14 protein-coding genes are annotated in these 16,307 nt (G+C 73.0%); 3 read left to right on the top strand and 11 right to left on the bottom strand.

All coding sequences use genetic code 11. The features are described from left to right. Nucleotides 1-116: 116 nt before the first annotated feature. A complete protein-coding gene (locus ABZX30_RS08135) occupies nt 117-506 on the top strand; it encodes an SseB family protein (RefSeq protein ID WP_355930318.1) in 390 nt (129 codons plus the stop codon). A gap of 57 nt (nt 507-563) precedes the next feature. Beyond that, nucleotides 564-1,301 carry a Sir2 family NAD-dependent protein deacetylase gene (locus tag ABZX30_RS08130; RefSeq protein WP_355930315.1) on the top strand — a complete coding sequence of 246 codons (738 nt, stop codon included), beginning with the start codon at nt 564-566 and terminating at the stop codon, nt 1,299-1,301. Between the two features lie 16 nt (nt 1,302-1,317). Here the strand turns inward: ABZX30_RS08130 and ABZX30_RS08125 are convergent, their stop codons facing one another. The 6 genes from ABZX30_RS08125 to ABZX30_RS08100 all read right to left on the bottom strand — a co-directional run bounded on the left by ABZX30_RS08125 (nt 1,318) and on the right by ABZX30_RS08100 (nt 8,637). Next, nucleotides 1,318-1,812, bottom strand: coding sequence for a methylated-DNA--[protein]-cysteine S-methyltransferase (locus ABZX30_RS08125; RefSeq protein WP_355930312.1), 495 nt, complete (start codon nt 1,810-1,812; stop codon nt 1,318-1,320). Continuing rightward, entirely contained in the window at nt 1,809-3,320 is a 1,512-nt protein-coding gene (locus tag ABZX30_RS08120; protein ID WP_355930496.1) for an AlkA N-terminal domain-containing protein, read from the bottom strand. Before ABZX30_RS08120 ends, ABZX30_RS08125 begins: the two co-directional genes overlap by 4 nt. 542 nt (nt 3,321-3,862) lie before the next feature. Continuing rightward, nucleotides 3,863-4,372, bottom strand: coding sequence for an O-acetyl-ADP-ribose deacetylase (locus ABZX30_RS08115; protein ID WP_355930309.1), 510 nt, complete (start codon nt 4,370-4,372; stop codon nt 3,863-3,865). Then, nucleotides 4,369-5,778, bottom strand: coding sequence for an NAD(P)/FAD-dependent oxidoreductase (locus ABZX30_RS08110; protein ID WP_355930306.1), 1,410 nt, complete (start codon nt 5,776-5,778; stop codon nt 4,369-4,371). Before ABZX30_RS08110 ends, ABZX30_RS08115 begins: the two co-directional genes overlap by 4 nt. A gap of 108 nt (nt 5,779-5,886) precedes the next feature. Next, on the bottom strand, nt 5,887-6,744 hold the full coding sequence (locus tag ABZX30_RS08105; protein WP_355930304.1) for an inositol monophosphatase family protein: 858 nt from the start codon (nt 6,742-6,744) through the stop codon (nt 5,887-5,889). An 81-nt stretch (nt 6,745-6,825) separates the two neighbouring features. Then, a complete protein-coding gene (locus ABZX30_RS08100) occupies nt 6,826-8,637 on the bottom strand; it encodes a gamma-glutamyltransferase (protein WP_355930301.1) in 1,812 nt (603 codons plus the stop codon). Nucleotides 8,638-8,898: 261 nt separating this feature from the next. Here ABZX30_RS08100 and ABZX30_RS08095 point away from each other — a divergent pair, with 261 nt between their 5' ends. Next, nucleotides 8,899-9,567 carry a hypothetical protein gene (locus ABZX30_RS08095; protein WP_355930298.1) on the top strand — a complete coding sequence of 223 codons (669 nt, stop codon included), beginning with the start codon at nt 8,899-8,901 and terminating at the stop codon, nt 9,565-9,567. 32 nt (nt 9,568-9,599) lie between these two features. On the opposite strand, the gene ABZX30_RS08090 is transcribed toward ABZX30_RS08095, so the two are convergent. From ABZX30_RS08090 to ABZX30_RS08070, 5 genes are all read right to left on the bottom strand, one after another. Beyond that, nucleotides 9,600-11,138 (bottom strand): NCS1 family nucleobase:cation symporter-1, encoded by a 1,539-nt coding sequence (locus ABZX30_RS08090; RefSeq protein ID WP_355930295.1) that lies wholly within the window; start codon nt 11,136-11,138, stop codon nt 9,600-9,602. Nucleotides 11,139-11,253: 115 nt separating this feature from the next. After that, on the bottom strand, nt 11,254-12,273 hold the full coding sequence (locus ABZX30_RS08085) for a TIGR03842 family LLM class F420-dependent oxidoreductase (RefSeq protein WP_355930292.1): 1,020 nt from the start codon (nt 12,271-12,273) through the stop codon (nt 11,254-11,256). An 11-nt stretch (nt 12,274-12,284) separates the two neighbouring features. After that, nucleotides 12,285-13,688, bottom strand: coding sequence for a dihydropyrimidinase (hydA, locus tag ABZX30_RS08080; RefSeq protein WP_355930290.1), 1,404 nt, complete (start codon nt 13,686-13,688; stop codon nt 12,285-12,287). Nucleotides 13,689-13,719: 31 nt separating this feature from the next. Beyond that, on the bottom strand, nt 13,720-14,562 hold the full coding sequence (locus tag ABZX30_RS08075) for a nitrilase-related carbon-nitrogen hydrolase (protein ID WP_355930287.1): 843 nt from the start codon (nt 14,560-14,562) through the stop codon (nt 13,720-13,722). A 155-nt stretch (nt 14,563-14,717) separates the two neighbouring features. Continuing rightward, complete coding sequence (locus ABZX30_RS08070) at nt 14,718-16,292, bottom strand: PucR family transcriptional regulator (RefSeq protein WP_355930284.1); 1,575 nt, start codon at nt 16,290-16,292, stop codon at nt 14,718-14,720. Nucleotides 16,293-16,307 lie beyond the last annotated feature (15 nt).

The raw sequence follows: 16,307 nt of genomic DNA, 5'->3' as shown, positions 1-16,307 counted from the left end.
AGCACCCTCACCGGAAAGCACTCTTCTGTGCCATTGGTCGGCCAAGGCCGGTTTGGGAGCGGGCTGCGCAGGGACTCGGGCCGGACGAAGCTGCCGAAGTGGAAGAGGACCGTCCCATGAGCACTCCGCACCCCGAAGGCGACGCGCAGGCCGACGCGGTCTCCGCCGCCGAGGAGACCCAGGCCGCGCTGATCGATCTCGCGAAGAGCGTCGCCCTCGTCCCGCAGACGCTGCCGGCCGAAGGGGAGCAGCCACCCGAGGGCGCTCTCGCCCTGCCGGTGATCGAGCAGGACGGCAACCGGTACGTCCCCGTCTTCACGTCGGACGACTCACTGGCGGCCGCCGGCGCCGATCCGGACACGGCGGTCAGGATCCCGGTCGTCGAGCTGGCCGTGAACTGGCCCGAGGACGACCTGTGGCTGGCGGTCGACCCGTCCACGGAGGACGGCATCGCCCTCCCGTCCGACCTGGTACGGGCACTGCCCGGGTTCGCCGGGCTGACCTGAGCGTCGCCGGCCGATAACCGTTCGCCGCGCCGGTCCCCCCGCCCTACCCTCGGTCCCATGGCCAGACCCCTCGTCGCCCTGCTCACCGGCGCCGGTATCTCGACCGACTCCGGCATCGCCGACTACCGCGGGCCGAACGGGCTGTGGCGGCGGGACCCGGAGGCCGAGAAGCTCGTGACGTACGCGTACTACATGGGCGATCCGGAGATCCGGCGGCGGTCCTGGCTGATGCGGCGGGAGAACCAGGCGCTGGCGGCGGAGCCGAACGCCGCGCACCGGGCGGTGGCGGAGCTGGAGCGGGCCGGGTTCCCGGTACGGGTGATCACACAGAACGTGGACGGCCTGCACCAGCTCGCCGGGGTGCCCGCCCGCAAGGTGCTGGAGCTGCACGGCACGGCACGGAGCGTGGTGTGCACCCGGTGCCGTGCGCGGGGGCCGATGGAGCACGCCCTCGCCCGGGTCGAGGCCGGTGAGGGGGATCCGCCGTGCCGGAAGTGCGGCGGCATCCTGAAGCCGGCGACCGTGATGTTCGGGGAGCGGCTCGACCCGGTGGTGCTGGGCGACGCCCTGGCGATCACGAAGGCCTGCCAGGTGTTCATCGCCGTCGGCAGCAGTCTCCAGGTGCAGCCGGCCGCCGGGCTGGCCGGCGTCGCCGCCGATCACGGCGCCCGGCTGGTCGTCGTCAACGCCGAGCCGACCCCGTACGACGGCCTCGCCGCGGAGGTGGTGCGGGAGCCGATCGGCACGGCGCTGCCGCGGCTGCTGGCCGGGCTGCGGGAGGAGTACGGGGACTGACGGCTGCTCGGCGCGGTCAGAACAGCGCCGTGCCCCGCTCGAAGTCCAGCAGGCGCTGCTTGCGGTCGAGGCCGCCGCCGTAGCCGGTGAGGGAGCCGCCCGCGCCGATCACCCGGTGGCAGGGGACGATGATGCCGATCGGGTTCCTGCCGTTGGCCAGGCCCACGGCCCGGGAGGCGCCGGGGCTGCCGAGGGCCCCGGCGAGTTCGCCGTAGGAGCGGGTCTCGCCGTAGGGGATGCGGCGCAGCTGGTCCCAGACGCCGCGCTGGAACGGGGTGCCGTTCAGGCGCAGTTCGAGGGTGAACTCCTTCAGTTCGCCGGCGAAATAGGCCGCGAGCTGCTCCTGCGCCTCGGCGAAGGGCGTGTCGTCGCGGTCGCCGAAGGTCTCCTCGGGCGGGCGGTGGCGCTGGTCGGTCATGTAGAGGCCGCACAGGACGCCGTCGGCGTCGGCGACGAGGGTGAGCGGGCCGTAGGGGCTGTCGATGACGGTGTGCTGCTTCTTCGGGTTCACGGGAGGTCCTTGACGGGCTTGTACGGGCCTGTACGGGCCTGTACGGGGAGGAAGTTGATCGGGTGGCTGTCGGTCGCCCACAGGTACTGCACGGCGTACGCCCGCCAGGGCCGCCAGGCCGCGGCGCGGGCGGTGAGGGCGGCCGGGGTGGCGGGCAGGCCCAGTTCCTGGGCGGCGCGCCGGATTCCGAGGTCGGTGGGGAGGAAGGCGTCGGGGTCGCCGAGGGCGCGCATCGCGATGACGTCGACCGTCCACGGGCCGAAGCCGGGGAGGGAGAGCAGCCGGGCGCGGGTCTCGGCCCAGTCGCTCTCCACGCCCAGCTGGAGCGATCCGTCGGCGAGCCGGCCGACCAGGGTGGTGAAGGTGGTGCGCCGGGTGCGGGGCATTGCCAGTGCTTCCGGGTCGAGGGCCGCCAGGGCCTCCGGCGGCGGGAAGAGGTGGGTGAGGCCGCCTTCGGGGTCGTCGACGGGTGTGCCGTGCGCGGTGACCAGGCGGGCGGCGTGGGTGCGGGCGGCGGCCGTGGAGACCTGCTGGCCCAGCACGGCCCGTACGGCGAACTCCGCCTCGTCGACGGTCCGTGGCACGCGCCGGCCGGGGGCCTTGTCGACCAGGGGGGCGAGCAGCGGGTCGGTGCGCAGCTGGTCGTCGACGGCTTCCGGGTCGGCGTCCAGGTCGAGCAGCCGGCGGCAGCGGCTGATGGCGACGGTCAGGTCGCGCGGGTCGCTGAGGGTGAGGCGGCAGGCGATGTGGTCCGGCTCGGGGGCCAGCGCGACGATGCCGTGGCCGTAGGGCAGCCGGAGCGTGCGCCGGTAGGCGCCGTCCCGCCACTCCTCGACGCCGGGTACGGCGGTGGCCGCGAGGTGCCCGAAGAGGTTGTCGGGGTTGAGCGGGGCACGGAAGGGCAGGCGCAGCGAGATGGTGCCCGGTGTGCCGGGGATGTTCTGCTTCGGGACCCTCGCGCGCAGCTCGCTGGGCGCGAGGGCGAAGACCTCGCGGACGGTGTCGTTGAAGGTGCGGATGGAGGCGAATCCGGCCGCGAAGGCGATCTCCGCCATGGGCAGCGGGGTGGTCTCGATCAGCAGGCGGGCGGTCTGGGCGCGCTGGGCGCGGGCGAGGGCGAGCGGGCCGGCGCCCAGCTCGGCGAGGAGCTGGCGTTCGACCTGCCGGGTGCTGTAGCCGAGGCGGGCGGCGAGGCCGGGCACGCCGTCGCGGTCCACGACGCCGTCGGCGATCAGCCGTATGGCGCGGGCCACCAGGTCGGCGCGCTGGTTCCACTCCGGGGAGCCGGGGCTGGTGTCGGGGCGGCAGCGTTTGCAGGCCCGGAATCCGGCCTGCTGGCAGGCCGCCGCGCTCGGGTAGAAGGTCATGTTCCCGGGCTTGGGCGGCACGACCGGGCAGCTGGGCCGGCAGTAGATACGGGTGGTGAGGACGGCGGTGAAGAACCAGCCGTCGAAGCGGGCGTCCTTCGACTGCACGGCCCGTACACAGCGCTCCCGGTCGGTGTGCATCCCTGTCTGCATGCGTCCAGGATCACCCGGCCGCCCCGGGCGGGGCTGGCGGGAATCCGACATCGACCTCGTGTGCGCTGCCCCTGCCCGGATCGCCCCGGTGCGGATGCCGGGCCGGCAGCCGGGGGCCGGTCGCGGTCCGGTACCGCCCCTGAGGGTCGGCGTCCCGGCCGGACCGTTCGGCTCCGGCGACCGCCGGCTCCGGGCCGCCCGGTGCCGGACGGCGCGTCCCGGGCCGGGACCGTCGGCACGGCGGGGGCCCGGCACGCGCCGGCAGTCGCATACGCGCCTCTCCCCCGCCTGCCGCGGGAAGTCATGGTGCCCTCTGCCCCCTCCTGCCCCCGGGGCCGGCCGGTCAGCGGAGCGCGTCGGTGCATGACCGGCACCGCACCTGCGGGTCGGCGTCCCGCCGGACCGATCGGCCAGGGCGGCCGTCGACCCGGGATCGTCCGGTGCCGGACAGCACACCCCCGGGCCGGGACCGTCGGCACGGCGGAGCATGCCGGGCCCGCTGCCTGAGCGGACCGCCGGGGCGGGCCGGTTCAGCGGAGTGCGTCGGCGAATGATGCGTACGCGTGTTCGTCGAAGAGGACGAACCGGACCTCCTCGACGGTCGTGTCCGTGGTGCGGACCGTCTCGACCGCGATGCGGGCGCCGTCGTCCATCGGCCAGCCGTAGACGCCGGTGGAGACGGCCGGGAAGGCGACCGTGCGGGCGCCGAGTTCGCCGGCCACCCGGAGGGACTCGCGGTAGCAGGAGGCGAGCAGTGCCGAGCGGTCCTCGGAGGCGGACCAGACGGGGCCGACGGTGTGGATCACCCAGCGGGCGTCGAGTTCGCCGGCCGTGGTGGCGACCGCCTGGCCGGTGGGCAGGCCCTTGCCGTAGTGCGAGGCGCGGAGTCCGCGGCACTCCTCGAGGATCGCGGGGCCGCCGCGGCGGTGGATCGCGCCGTCGACGCCGCCGCCGCCCAGCAGGGAGGAGTTGGCCGCGTTGACGATCGCGTCGGCGGTCTGCCGGGTGATGTCGCCGCGCACGAGGGTGATGGTGGTCATGACTGCCGCAGCCTCCTCCACACGGCCTTGGCCGCGTTGTGCCCCGACATGCCGTGCACGCCGGGTCCCGGCGGGGTGGCCGACGAGCAGATGAAGACGGCCGGGTGCGGGGTGTGGTACGGGAACAGGGACAGCCTGGGGCGCAGCAGCAGCTGAAGCCCGGAGACCGCGCCGGAGGCGATGTCGCCGCCGACGTAGTTGGCGTTGCGGGCGGCCAGTTCGGGCGGGCCGGCGGTGGCGCGGGCCAGGACGCGGTCGCGGAATCCGGGGGCGAAGCGCTCCAGCTGGCGTTCTATGGCGTCCGTGAGGTCGCCGGTCCAGCCGTGCGGCACGTGGCCGTACGCCCAGAAGACCTGTTTGCCCTCGGGCGCCCGGGTGGGGTCGGCGACGCCGGGCTGCACGGTGATGAGGAACGGCGGGTCGGGTGCGCGGCCCTCCCGGAACACCGCGCGCAGGGCGGTGCCGATCTCCGCGGTGTTCGCGCCGATCTGCACGGTGCCGGCCCGGTGCGCCTCGGGCGCGGTCCACGGCACCGGGCCGTCCAGCGCGTAGTCGATCTTGAAGACGCCGGGGCCGTAGCGGTAGCCGTCGTACGTGCGGCCGAAGCCGGCGATGCGGGCCAGCGCGGTGGGCGAGGTGTCGAAGACGTACGCGCGGGCGGGGGGCAGGTCGTCCAGGCGCTTGACCTCGTAGTCGGTGTGCACGGTGCCGCCGAGGTCCTCGAGGTAGGCGGCGAGGGCGTCGGAGATGGACTGGGAGCCGCCGCGGGCCACGGGCCAGCCGCGGGCGTGCGCGGACAGGGCGAACACCAGACCGATGGCGCCGGTGGCGAAGCCGTCGAGTGGGGCCATGACGTGGGCGACGAGACCGGCGAAGAGGGTCCTGGCACGCTCGTCGCGGAAGCGGCGCATCAGCCAGGTGGAGGGCGGCAGTCCGGCCAGGCCGAACCGGGCGAGGGTCACCGGGTCGCGGGGCAGCGCGGTCAGCGGCAGGGACATGAAGTCGCGGACCAGGGTGTCCCATCTGCCGAGGAACGGCTCGACCAGTCTGCGGTACGCGCCCGCGTCGCGCGGCCCGAAGGAGGCGGCCGTCTCGGCTACGGACCGGGCCAGTACGGCGGCCGTGCCGTCCGGGAAGGGGTGGGCCATGGGCAGCTCGGGCTGCAGCCACTCGAGGCCGTACCGCTCCAGGGGCATCGCCCGGAAGGCGGGAGAGTTGATACCGAGGGGGTGGGCCGCGGAGCAGGGGTCGTGGCGGAAGCCGGGCAGGGTGAGCTCTTCGGTGCGGGCTCCGCCGCCCACGGTGTCGCGGGCCTCGAAGAGGGCGACGGAGAAGCCGCGGCGGGCCAGCTCCACGGCGGCCGTCAGGCCGTTCGGTCCCGCACCCACCACGACCGCATCGAGCATCGACGGCACCTTCGGACCCCTTCGTCAGCCGATGGCCACTCGGCCTCAGCATATGCCGGGACGCCGGCGGCGCCCGGCGCGGGTGGGTTCGGCCGGGTGACGGACCGGTCAGCGCGGGGTGCGCAGCACTTCCACCACCCGGCGGGCGGTGGCCGTGTCCCGGGCCGCGGTGAAGGGCAGGGCGTTGCCGCCGGTGATCCTGAACGGCTCGCCCGTGAGCGTGAGGTGGGCGCCGCCCGCCTCCTCGACCAGCAGCAGTCCTGCGGCGTGGTCCCAGGCCGCCTCCCAGGAGAAGGCGGTGGCGTCCAACTCGCCCCGGGCGACGGCGAGGTACTCCAGCCCGGCGGAGCCGCAGGGGCGCGGCGCGATCCCCCGCGTCCGCAGGCCGAGCAGGGCGTGCTTCTGCTCGTGCGTGGTGTAGTCCGGGTGGGAGTGGGCGACGCGCAGGTCCCGGCCGGCCTCGGGGGTGCCGGCTCGCAGCGGCTCGCCGTCCAGCAGGGCGCCCTTGCCCCGTACGGCGGTGGCCAGTTGGTCGAGGGCGGGCGCGTAGGTCCAGGAGGCGAGGGTGCGGCCGCGGTGGGCGAGCGCGACGAGGGTGCAGAAGCCGTCGTCACCGTGCACGAACTGCCGTGTGCCGTCGACGGGGTCGATGATCCAGACCGGTGCGTCGTCCTGGATCGCCTCGTACGTCGCCGGGTTGGCGTGCACCGCCTCCTCGCCCACGACGACGGAGCCGGGCAGGAGGGCGCCGAGCCGGTCCGTGAGGTACAGCTCCGCCAGGCGGTCGGCGTCGGTGACCAGGTCGTGGGGTCCGCTCTTCTGGTCGACCTCGTGCGCGGCGAGCCGGCGGAAGCGGGGCAGGATCTCGGCGGCGGCCGCCTTGCGGATCGCTTCCGTCACGTCGGCCGCGTGGCGGGTGAGGAACGTGTCGAGAAACTCGTCGATGGTTTCCGTGTCTTCGATCATGCCTCCATGAGAGCACGGGGCACTGACAATCCCCGCCGGGGTGGTGGACACCGGGTGGAATCGGGATGAAGAAGCGGGGTGTCACCGTCCCACCGCGTACCCTTGCATGCCCCGCGGGTTGGCCGCCGCCGACAGGATGCCGCGCTGCGGGTCCCGGGCCACCGCGCACAGGCGGCCCTCCGACCAGGCGGGACCGACCGTGACGTGGTGGCCGCGGCGCCTGAGCTCCTCGACGGCCCGGGGGTCGAGGCGGGACTCGACGGTCACGCTGCCGGGGCGTGTGCCACGCGGGTAGAAGGAGCTGGGGAAGCTGTCGTTGTGCCAGTTCGGGGCGTCGACGGCGCCTTGGAGGTCGAGGCCGCCGCGGACGGGGGCGCGCAGGGCGACGGCCAGGAAGAAGTGCAGCTGCCACTGGTCCTGCTGGTCGCCGCCGGGGGTGCCGAAGGCCAGCACGGGCACTCCGTCGCGCAGCGCGAGGGAGGGGGTGAGGGTGGTGCGGGGGCGGCGGTGGGGGGTGAGAGTGTTCGGCAGGCCCTCTTCCAGCCAGGCCATCTGCAGCCGGGTGCCGAGCGGGAAGCCGAGTTCGGGGACGACCGGGTTGGACTGGAGCCAGCCGCCGCTGGGCGTGGCGGCGATCATGTTGCCCCAGCGGTCGACGACGTCGAGGTGGCAGGTGTCGCCGCGGGTGCCGCCGTCGGCGGTGATCCCCGGTCCGCCCGGGATCTGCATCACGGTGGGCTCGCCGACGCCCATCGGGTCGAAGCCGGATTCCCCGCCGCCCGTCACGCGCGCGTGCCCGGGCAGCCGGGGCTGCCGGCCGCCGGGACTGCCGGGCCGCAGCTCGTGGGAGGCCTGCGTGCCGACGAGCCGTCGCCGCCGGTCGTTGTACTCCTTCGACAGCAGCGTGTCGAGCGGCACCTCGGCGGCGTCCCCGTACCAGGCCTCCCGGTCGGCCATGGCGAGCTTGCAGCCCTCGACGAGCAGGTGGACGTGGTCGGCGGAGCCGTACGGGGGCAGTTCGGGCGGGAGCAGGGCGAGCTGCTGGAGGAAGGCGGGGCCCTGGCTCCAGGGGCCGGCCTTGCACACGGTCCAGCCGTTCCAGTCGTACGTCACCGGTGTCTCGTAGCTCGCGGACCAGCCGGCGAGGTCGGCGGCGGTGAGCGTGCCGGTGTGCCGCTCGCCGCTGGTGTCGAGGGTGGGCCGGGCGGCCTGCCGCAGCAGGGCTTCGGCGATGAAGCCGGTGCGCCACACCTCGCGCGCGGCCTCGATGCGGGCCTCGCGGTTGCCGGCCCCGGCGGTCTCGGCGAGCAGCCGCTTCCAGGTGGCGGCGAGGGCGGGGTTGCGCAGCAGCTCGCCGGTCCGGGGCGCCCTGCCGCCGGGGAGGTACACCTCGGCCGAGGAGGTCCACTCCGTCTCGAACAGCTCCCGCACGGCCTCGACGGTGGCGCCGACGTTCTCCACGGGCGCGTGCCCGTGCTCGGCGTATCCGACGGCGTACTTCAGGACGTCCTCGAGGGATCGGGTGCCATGGTCGCGCAGGAGCAGCATCCAGGCGTCGAAGGCGCCGGGGACGGCCGCCGCGAGCGGTCCCGTACCGGGTACGAGATCCAGACCGAGGCCCCGGTAGTGCGCGGTCGTCGCCCCCGCCGGCGCCACGCCCTGCCCGCACAGCACGCGCACCTCGCCGCCCGCCGGCGCGAGCAGGACCGGCACCTCGCCGGCGGGGCCGTTGAGGTGCGGCTCGACGACGTGCAGCACGAAGGCGCCCGCCACGGCCGCGTCGAAGGCGTTGCCGCCGTCCTCCAGTACGGCCATCGCCGTCTGCGAGGCCAGCCAGTGCGTGGACGACACCATACCGAAGGTGCCCTGGAGGGTGGGCCGGGTGGTGAACATACGGCGCAGGCTATCGAGTTGGTCCGCGAGAGCGCCCGGGAGCGGCGTATCGAACGTCGAGAAGTCATCGGTTCGGATTCGATCAGCAGGCCGACACATGACAGCTGCCCGAACGCGCAGGGCCCGGCGGTGAGTCCTTTGTGACCGCGCGGGCACGGAGCGAGTTTTCGCTTCCGTCTCACAGGGACTCATGTGAGACTGGCGCCCCGTCCGCGGTGCGGACCCCCCATCCGCACAACCCTCCCCCACGAGAAGTGCGCCGTGCCCCCTCTTCCTCTGCCGCTCGCCCTGACCGCGCGCCTGTCGCCGGTGGCCGTACTGGCCACGGCCGGCTGGGCGCTGGCGTCCGGTCCGCTCGCCCCGGCACCGGCCGCCGGGCACCAGCCGGTCCGGAAGACGGCCGGCCAGTCCTCCTCGGCGCCGGCGCCGACGGCCGGGCGGACCACGTACGCCGACGCGCCCGCGCCCTGCGGCGCCGTGCCCGCGGCGACGGTCAAGTCGCTGGTGCCGGGCGCCGGTACGGCCGGCAAGGAGATCCCGTCCACCGACACCAAGCTGCGCCGCACCTGCTCCTGGAACGCGCTCAAGGGGTACGACTACCGCTGGCTCGACGTGTCCTTCGAGATAACGGAATCGGACCAGGCGGCGCAGAAGCAATACAAGCAGCGCGTCACGGACAAAAGCGGCGGTGGGGATGTTCCGGGCGTCGGTGACGCCGGGTACTCCGTGGTGAACCTGACCACCGAGGACAAGCAGCAGACGCGCGAGGGCACGGTGCTGGTGCGGGTCTCCAACGCACTGGTGGTGGTCACGTACAACGGCAGCGACTTCGAGACGAAGAAGGCGCCCGGCACGGATGAGATCAACAAGGGGGCCATCAAGGCGGCCAAGGAAGCGGTACGGGCCCTGGAGGGCGGCAGGACCTCCTGACCGCCCTCCTGACCGCCCTCCTTCACCGCTCGTCAGGCCGGCAGGTCCGCGGTCGTGTCCTTCCGTCCGGTCAGCACCGTCAGCACCAGGTACAGCGCGAGTGACGTCCCCAGGCCCACCGCCCAGCCGTAGTCGGCCAGCGCGGACAGCGCCGGAACGGGCCGGCCGTCGATCAGCGGCTTGAAGCTGGCGCCGCCGACGGCCAGCACGCCGCCCGCCACGAAGGCGACGACCGCCCGCCAGTTCCAGCCGCCCGCGTACCAGTACCGGCCGCCCGTGCGGTAGAGGTCGGTGAGGTCCAGGCGGGTGCGGCGCAGGATCCAGTAGTCGGCGATGAGGATGCCGGCGACCGTGCCGAGCAGACCGCCGACCAGGCCCAGCCAGGTGAAGATGTAGCCCTGCGGGTCGGAGTACAGCTTCCAGGGGAAGATCAGCACGCCGAGCACACAGGTGGCGAGGGCTCCGGTGCGGAAACCGATCCGCCGGGGCGCGATGTTGGAGAAGTCGAACGCCGGCGAGACCAGGTTGGCCGCGATGTTCACGGACAGGGTCGCCACCAGCACGGTGACCAGCGCGTACAGCAGACCGACCACGCTGTCCGTCCGCGCGGCCAGTTGGACCGGGTCCCAGATCGGCTTGCCGTACACCGCCTGCGAGCCCGAGGTCACCAGCACGGACAGGAACGCGAAGAGGGTCATCGTGGTCGGCAGGCCGAGCGCCTGGCCCCAGGTCTGCGCCTTCTGGCTCTTGCCGTACCGGGTGAAGTCCGGGATGTTCAGGGACAGCGTGGACCAGAAGCCGATCATGCTCATGAGCGAGGGCCAGAACAGCTTCCAGAAGTCGCCGCCCCAGCCCAGTCCGGACGGCTGGTCGAACAGCGGGCCGAGGCCGCCGGCCTTGCCGCTCATCCACCACAGCATCACGAAGGCGCCGACCAGCACGAAGGGTGCCGCCCAGTTCTCGAAGCGGCGGATCGTCTCCATGCCCCGGTAGATGATCGCGACCTGGAGCGCCCAGAAGACCGCGAACGACAGCCACATCGTCCAGGCGTACCCGCCGATGTGCGAGGCGTTCGACCAGCTGTCGCCGATCAGCTTCCCGGCGAGGAAGAAGATGGCCTCACCGCCGATCCAGGTCTGGATGCCGAACCAGCCGCAGGCCACCAACGCCCGTACCACGGCGGGAAGGTTGGCGCCGCGCACGCCGAAGGAGGCGCGGGCGAAGACCGGGAAGGGGATGCCGTACTTGGGTCCGGCGTGCCCGGTGAGCAGCATCGGCACGAGCACGATCAGGTTGGCCAGGGCGATGGTGAACACCGCCTGCTTCCAGTCCATGCCGACGGCGATGAGCCCGGAGGCGAGGGTCCAGGAGGCCGTGTTGTGGGCCATGCCGACCCACAGGGCGGAGAAGTTGTAGGTGGTCCAGGTGCGTTGGGCCACCGGGACCGGCAGCAGGTCCTCGTTGGCGTAGGCGCCGCTGGGCTGCGGCGCACCGGGGGCGATCTCCACGCGGCCGTCGGGGAGGGTGACTTGGGAGGTCGGCGGTAGGGCGGTGGGAGCGGTGTCGGTCATGGGCAGGCCAATCGAACGAGGTGGGACGGGAGAGGCCGTGCGGGCACTCGCCCCTCCCCGGGGACGGCGGGGAGGGGTGACCAGGAAGGGGGTGCGAAAGGGGGGCTGAGGGGCGTCAGGAGTTGACGGCGGGGATCACCTGCGACCCGTAGGCGTCGATGACGGCTTCCTGCGCGTCGTGCATGTCGTACACCGCGAACTGGTCGACGCCCAGCTCGCCGAGGGCCCGGAGTTTCTCGATGTGCCGGTCGACCGGGCCGATCAGGCAGAACCGGTCGACGATCTCGTCCGGCACGAACTGGGTGTCGGGGTTGCCGCTGCGCCCGTGGTGGGCGTAGTCGTAGCTCTGCCGGGCCTTGATGTAGTCGGTGAGTTCGCCGGGTACGGCCGCGGAGTGCTCGCCGTACTTGGCGACCAGGTCGGCGACGTGGTTGCCGACCATCCCGCCGAACCACCGGCACTGCTCGCGGGCGTGGGCGAGCGCCTCGGGCGAGTCGTCCTCGGTGACGTAGGCGGGGGCGGCGACGCAGATGCTCACCTCGGCCGGGTCGCGGCCGGCGGCGCGGGCCGCGTCCTTCACGGCCTTGACCATGTACTCGGTCAGATACAGGTCGGCCAGCTGGAGAATGAAGCCGTCGGCCTCCTCACCGGTCATCTTCAGCGCCTTGGGCCCGTACGCGGCCATCCACACGGGCAGTTCGGCGCCCGGTTCGATCCACGGGAACCTGATCACCGTGCCGCCGAGGTCGGCCTCCTCGCCCCGGCCGAGCGCCCGGATCACCTTCATGGCCTCGCTGATGCGGGCGAGGGTGTTGGGCTTGCGGCCCGCGACGCGCATCGCGGAGTCGCCGCGGCCGATGCCGCAGACGGTGCGGTTGCCGAACATGTCGTTGAGGGTGGCGAAGGTGGAGGCGGTGACCTCCCAGGTCCGGGTGCCCGGGTTGGTGACCATGGGGCCGACCTTCAGGTGGTCCGTGCTGGACAGGATCTGGCTGTAGATCACAAAGGGTTCCTGCCAGAGCACGGCGGAGTCGAAGGTCCAGCCGTGGGTGAAGCCGTTGCGCTCGGCGCGTTGCATCAGGCTGATGACCCGGGAGGCCGGCGGGTCGGTCTGCAGGACGAGTCCGAAGTCCATGGGCGCCACTCCTAGTTGAGGTACTGACAGGTGGAGCGCGGGGTGTAGACGCCGTGGCCGGCGTGACCGGTGTACTCCCGCTCGGTGATGACGGGTTCGCCGCGCGAGAGGACCGTCTCGACCCGGCCGGTGGTGCGCTTGCCCTCGTACGCCGAGTAGTCGACGTTCATGTGGTGGGTCCCGGCGGACACGACCTGCTCGGCGTGCGGGTCGTAGACGACGATGTCGGCGTCGGCGCCCGGGGCGATGGTGCCCTTCTTGGGGTACATGCCGAACATGCGGGCCGGGGTGGCGCAGGCGATCTCGATCCAGCGGCGGCGGCTGATGTGTCCGTCGACGACGGCCTGGTGGAGCAGGTCCATGCGGTTCTCCACCCCCGGCAGGCCGTTGGGGATCTTGGAGAAGTCGCCCCGGCCGAGTTCCTTCTGGCCCGTGAAGCAGAAGGGGCAGTGGTCGGTGGAGACGACCTGGAGGTCGTTGGTGCGCAGGCCCTGCCAGAGCCTGGCCTGGTGCTCCTTGGGGCGCAGCGGGGTGCTGCACACGTACTTGGCGCCCTCGAAGCCGGGTTCGGCGAGGTTGTCCGTGGACAGGAAGAGGTACTGCGGGCAGGTCTCGCCGAAGACGGGGAGCCCCTCGTCGCGGGCCCGGGCCAGCTCGGCGACCGCCTCCGCGGCCGAGACGTGCACCACGTACAGCGGGGCGCCCGCGACCTGGGCGAGCCTTATGGCGCGGTGGGTGGCTTCGGCCTCCAGCAGGGCCTTGCGGACCTCGCCGTGGTAGCGCGGGTCGGTCTCCCCGCGCGCCAGCGCCTGCTCCACCAGCACGTCGATGGCGATGCCGTTCTCCGCGTGCATCATGATCAGGCCGCCGTTCTCGGCGGACCGCTGCATGGCGCGCAGGATCTGGCCGTCGTCGCTGTAGAAGACGCCCGGGTAGGCCATGAACTGCTTGAAGGAGGTCACGCCCTCCTCCACCAGCAGGTCCATCTCCTTCAGCGTCTCCTGGTGGACGTCGGAGACGATCATGTGGAAGCCGTAGTCGATGGCGCAGTTGCCCTCGGCCTTGGCGTGCCAGGCGTCCAGGCCCTCGCGCAGGGAGCGGCCGACGCTCTGCACCGCGAAGTCGACGATCGTGGTGGTCCCGCCCCAGGCGGCGGCCCGGGTGCCGGTCTCGAAGGTGTCGGAGGCGAAGGTGCCGCCGAAGGGCAGTTCCATGTGGGTGTGGACGTCGACGCCGCCCGGGATGACGTACTTCCCGGTGGCGTCGATGGCCTGTTCGGCCGTGAAGGCCTCGGCTGCCGGGGTGCCGGAGGCGGCGAGGGCGGCGATGCGGCCGTCCTCGACCAGGACGTCGGCGTGGATCTCGTCGGACGCGGTGATGACGAGGCCGCCGCGGATGACGGTACGGCTGCTCATGGTCCCTCTCCTGCCTGGGTGAACGGTGCGGTCAGGGTGCGGTCAGCGGCGGGTACGCGTCGGGGCGGCGGTCCCGGTAGAACTGCCAGCGGTCGCGGACCTCGCGCAGCTTGGCCATGTCCAGGTCGCGGACGACGAGTTCGGGCTCCTTGTCGGAGGCCGTCTCGCCCACGAACCGGGCCTCCGGGTCGACGAAGTACGTCGTCCCGTAGAAGTCGTTGTCGCCCAACTCCTCGACACCGACCCGGTTGATCGCGCCGACGAAGTACTCGTTGGCGACGGCCGCGGCCGGCTGCTCCAGCTGCCACAGGTAGGCGGACAGGCCGCGCGAGGTGGCCGAGGGGTTGAAGACGATCTCGGCTCCGGCCAGGCCCAGGGCCCGCCAGCCCTCCGGGAAGTGCCGGTCGTAGCAGATGTACACGCCGATCCTCCCGACCCGGGTGTCGAAGACCGGCCAGCCGAGGTTGCCGGGACGGAAGTAGAACTTCTCCCAGAATCCGGGCACTTGGGGAATGTGGTGTTTGCGGTACTTGCCGAGGTACGAGCCGTCCGCGTCGATCACGGCCGCCGTGTTGTACAGGACGCCGGGCTGCTCCTCCTCGTACATCGGCAGGATCAGGACGATGCCCAGTTCCCTGGCGAGCGCCTGGAAGCGCCGCACGACCGGGCCGTCCGGGATCCGCTCGGCGTACTCGTAGAACGCCTTGTCCTGGACCTGGCAGAAGTAGGGGCCGTAGAACAGTTCCTGGAAGCACAGGACCTGAGCGCCCTGCGCGGCCGCGTCGCGGGCCGCCTGCTCGTGCACCTGGATCATCGACTCCTTGTCGCCCGTCCACGCGGTCTGGAAGAGGGCGGCGCGGATCACTCTGCTCATCGGGACCTCCGGTCGCTCGGTGTGCGAGAAGACTAGGAAGTCCGAAAAGGGGCTCTGAGTGGCACGGTGTCACGTCTGCGGGCGTGCGGCGTGCCACGGTGTCACGCTGTCGTCGGCCCATGTTTCACCGCCGTTTTCGCAGGTCATCGTATGTTTCAGCCCTGTTGCGCGTCGTGCGCGAGGAGTGCGATATGCACGGACGCGGCCTGTTCGAAGTCGTCGAGGTCGACACCCAGCCGGCCCTGTATCGCCTCCAGCCGCCGGTAGAGCGCGGGCCGGGAGACGTGGTGGAGCTGGGCGGTGCGGGACTTGTTGCGGCCGGTGGCCAGATAGGTGCGCAGTACGGACAGCAGGTCGTCGTCGGCCGGGCAGAGCAGTCCGTCCAGCTCCCGCTCCGCGAAGGACTGCACGTGCGGATCGTCCCGCAGCAGCCGGACCAGGCCGCGCAGATGGACGTCCCGGAGGCGGACGACGGCCGGGAGGTCCAGGGCGGCCGAGGAGTCGGTCACGGCGTCCGCGACGTGCTGGGCCTCGCGCAGCCCGGCGGGCACGTCGTCCCAGGCGGTGCGCGGGCCGGCGGCGGCGACCACCGTGCGGGCCCGGCCGGACCCGGTGCGCAGCCGGGCCGCGAAGTGCGCGGCGAGCGCCTCGGCGTCCTGGTCCCGGGCGAGGCTGAGCAGCACGGCGGTGGCGCCGTCGGCGAGCTCGGCGACGAGCCCGGGCAGGCCCAGCAGTCTCAGCAGGCGGTCGAGTGCCGTGGGGTCGGCGTCCCGGACGACGAGGGGCACGAAGGTGCGCCGGTTGACCGGCAGCCCGGCCGCGCGGGCCCGGGGCAGCAGCCGGCGCGCCGGTACGACGCCGGAGACCAGGTCGGTCAGCAGGCTCTGCGCGGACTGCTCCTCCCAGGTGCGGGCGGCGGTGCCGCCGAGCATGCGGTGCAGGACGAGGGCCTCGGCGGCGCGGTCGGCGAGCAGCCGGCCGGTTGCGGTGTCTCCCCGGTACCCGCACAGCACGAGCCGTCCCCAGCGCTCCCCGCGTCCGCCGAGGTCGGCGCGGATCCAGCCGTCGCCGGGGGCGCCGCCCGCCTGGCGGGCTATGCGTTCCCAGTCGCGCAGTACGTCGTCCACGGCCGGCCGCTCCCCCGCCGTGGCCAGCACACGGTGGGCGAGATTGGTGACGACGACGGGACAGCCGCTGTGCCGGGCCACCTCGTCCAGCAGCCGTTGCAGCGGGGCGCCCGCGGTGATGAGCCCGGTGAGGGCGGTGCGGACCGCCTCCGACAGGCTGACGGCGGCGAACTTCCGCCGCACCAGCCGGGACTGCACCTCTTCGGTCAGTTCGGCGAAGGGGAACGGGCTGTGCAGGACGACCAGGGGCAGCCCGCACCGCTCGGCGGCCCGGCGCATGACGTCCGGCGGGGCCGGGAAGGCCCGGCCGAGCCCGAGGACGACGGCCGCGGCCTCCGCGCGGTGCAGCGACCGGATGTACTCGGCCTGCTTGCCCTCGTCGCCGGCGAGCAGCACGCCGGTGGTGAGCACCATCTCGCCGCCGCTGAGCATCACGCCGACGTCGGGGGCCTCGGCGACGTGCACCCAGCGCACGGGCCGGTCGAGCCGGTCGGCGCCGGCCACCACCTCGGGCTCCCCGGCGAGCACCCGCTCCAGGGTGAGGACCTGCCGGACCGACAGGGCGGGTTCCGGGGCCGGCGGGATCTCGGAGGTGGTGGCCATGACCTTGTTCCCTTG

The sequence above is a fragment of the Streptomyces sp. NPDC004542 genome (genome assembly GCF_040610035.1).
Lineage (GTDB): Bacteria > Actinomycetota > Actinomycetes > Streptomycetales > Streptomycetaceae > Streptomyces.
This window is presented reverse-complemented; position numbering and strand designations above follow the sequence as displayed.

Bases quoted from the DNA above. Each gene is read 5' to 3' on its own strand.
- ABZX30_RS08135 (WP_355930318.1), top strand. From the start codon at position 117: ATGAGCACTCCGCACCCCGAAGGCGACGCGCAGGCCGACGCGGTCTCC.
- ABZX30_RS08130 (WP_355930315.1), top strand. From the start codon at position 564: ATGGCCAGACCCCTCGTCGCCCTGCTCACCGGCGCCGGTATCTCGACC.
- ABZX30_RS08120 (WP_355930496.1), bottom strand. From the start codon at position 3,320: ATGCACACCGACCGGGAGCGCTGTGTACGGGCCGTGCAGTCGAAGGAC.
- ABZX30_RS08115 (WP_355930309.1), bottom strand. From the start codon at position 4,372: ATGACCACCATCACCCTCGTGCGCGGCGACATCACCCGGCAGACCGCC.
- ABZX30_RS08110 (WP_355930306.1), bottom strand. From the start codon at position 5,778: ATGCTCGATGCGGTCGTGGTGGGTGCGGGACCGAACGGCCTGACGGCC.
- ABZX30_RS08105 (WP_355930304.1), bottom strand. From the start codon at position 6,744: ATGATCGAAGACACGGAAACCATCGACGAGTTTCTCGACACGTTCCTC.
- ABZX30_RS08100 (WP_355930301.1), bottom strand. From the start codon at position 8,637: ATGTTCACCACCCGGCCCACCCTCCAGGGCACCTTCGGTATGGTGTCG.
- ABZX30_RS08090 (WP_355930295.1), bottom strand. From the start codon at position 11,138: ATGACCGACACCGCTCCCACCGCCCTACCGCCGACCTCCCAAGTCACC.
- ABZX30_RS08085 (WP_355930292.1), bottom strand. From the start codon at position 12,273: ATGGACTTCGGACTCGTCCTGCAGACCGACCCGCCGGCCTCCCGGGTC.
- hydA (WP_355930290.1), bottom strand. From the start codon at position 13,688: ATGAGCAGCCGTACCGTCATCCGCGGCGGCCTCGTCATCACCGCGTCC.
- ABZX30_RS08075 (WP_355930287.1), bottom strand. From the start codon at position 14,562: ATGAGCAGAGTGATCCGCGCCGCCCTCTTCCAGACCGCGTGGACGGGC.
- ABZX30_RS08070 (WP_355930284.1), bottom strand. From the start codon at position 16,292: ATGGCCACCACCTCCGAGATCCCGCCGGCCCCGGAACCCGCCCTGTCG.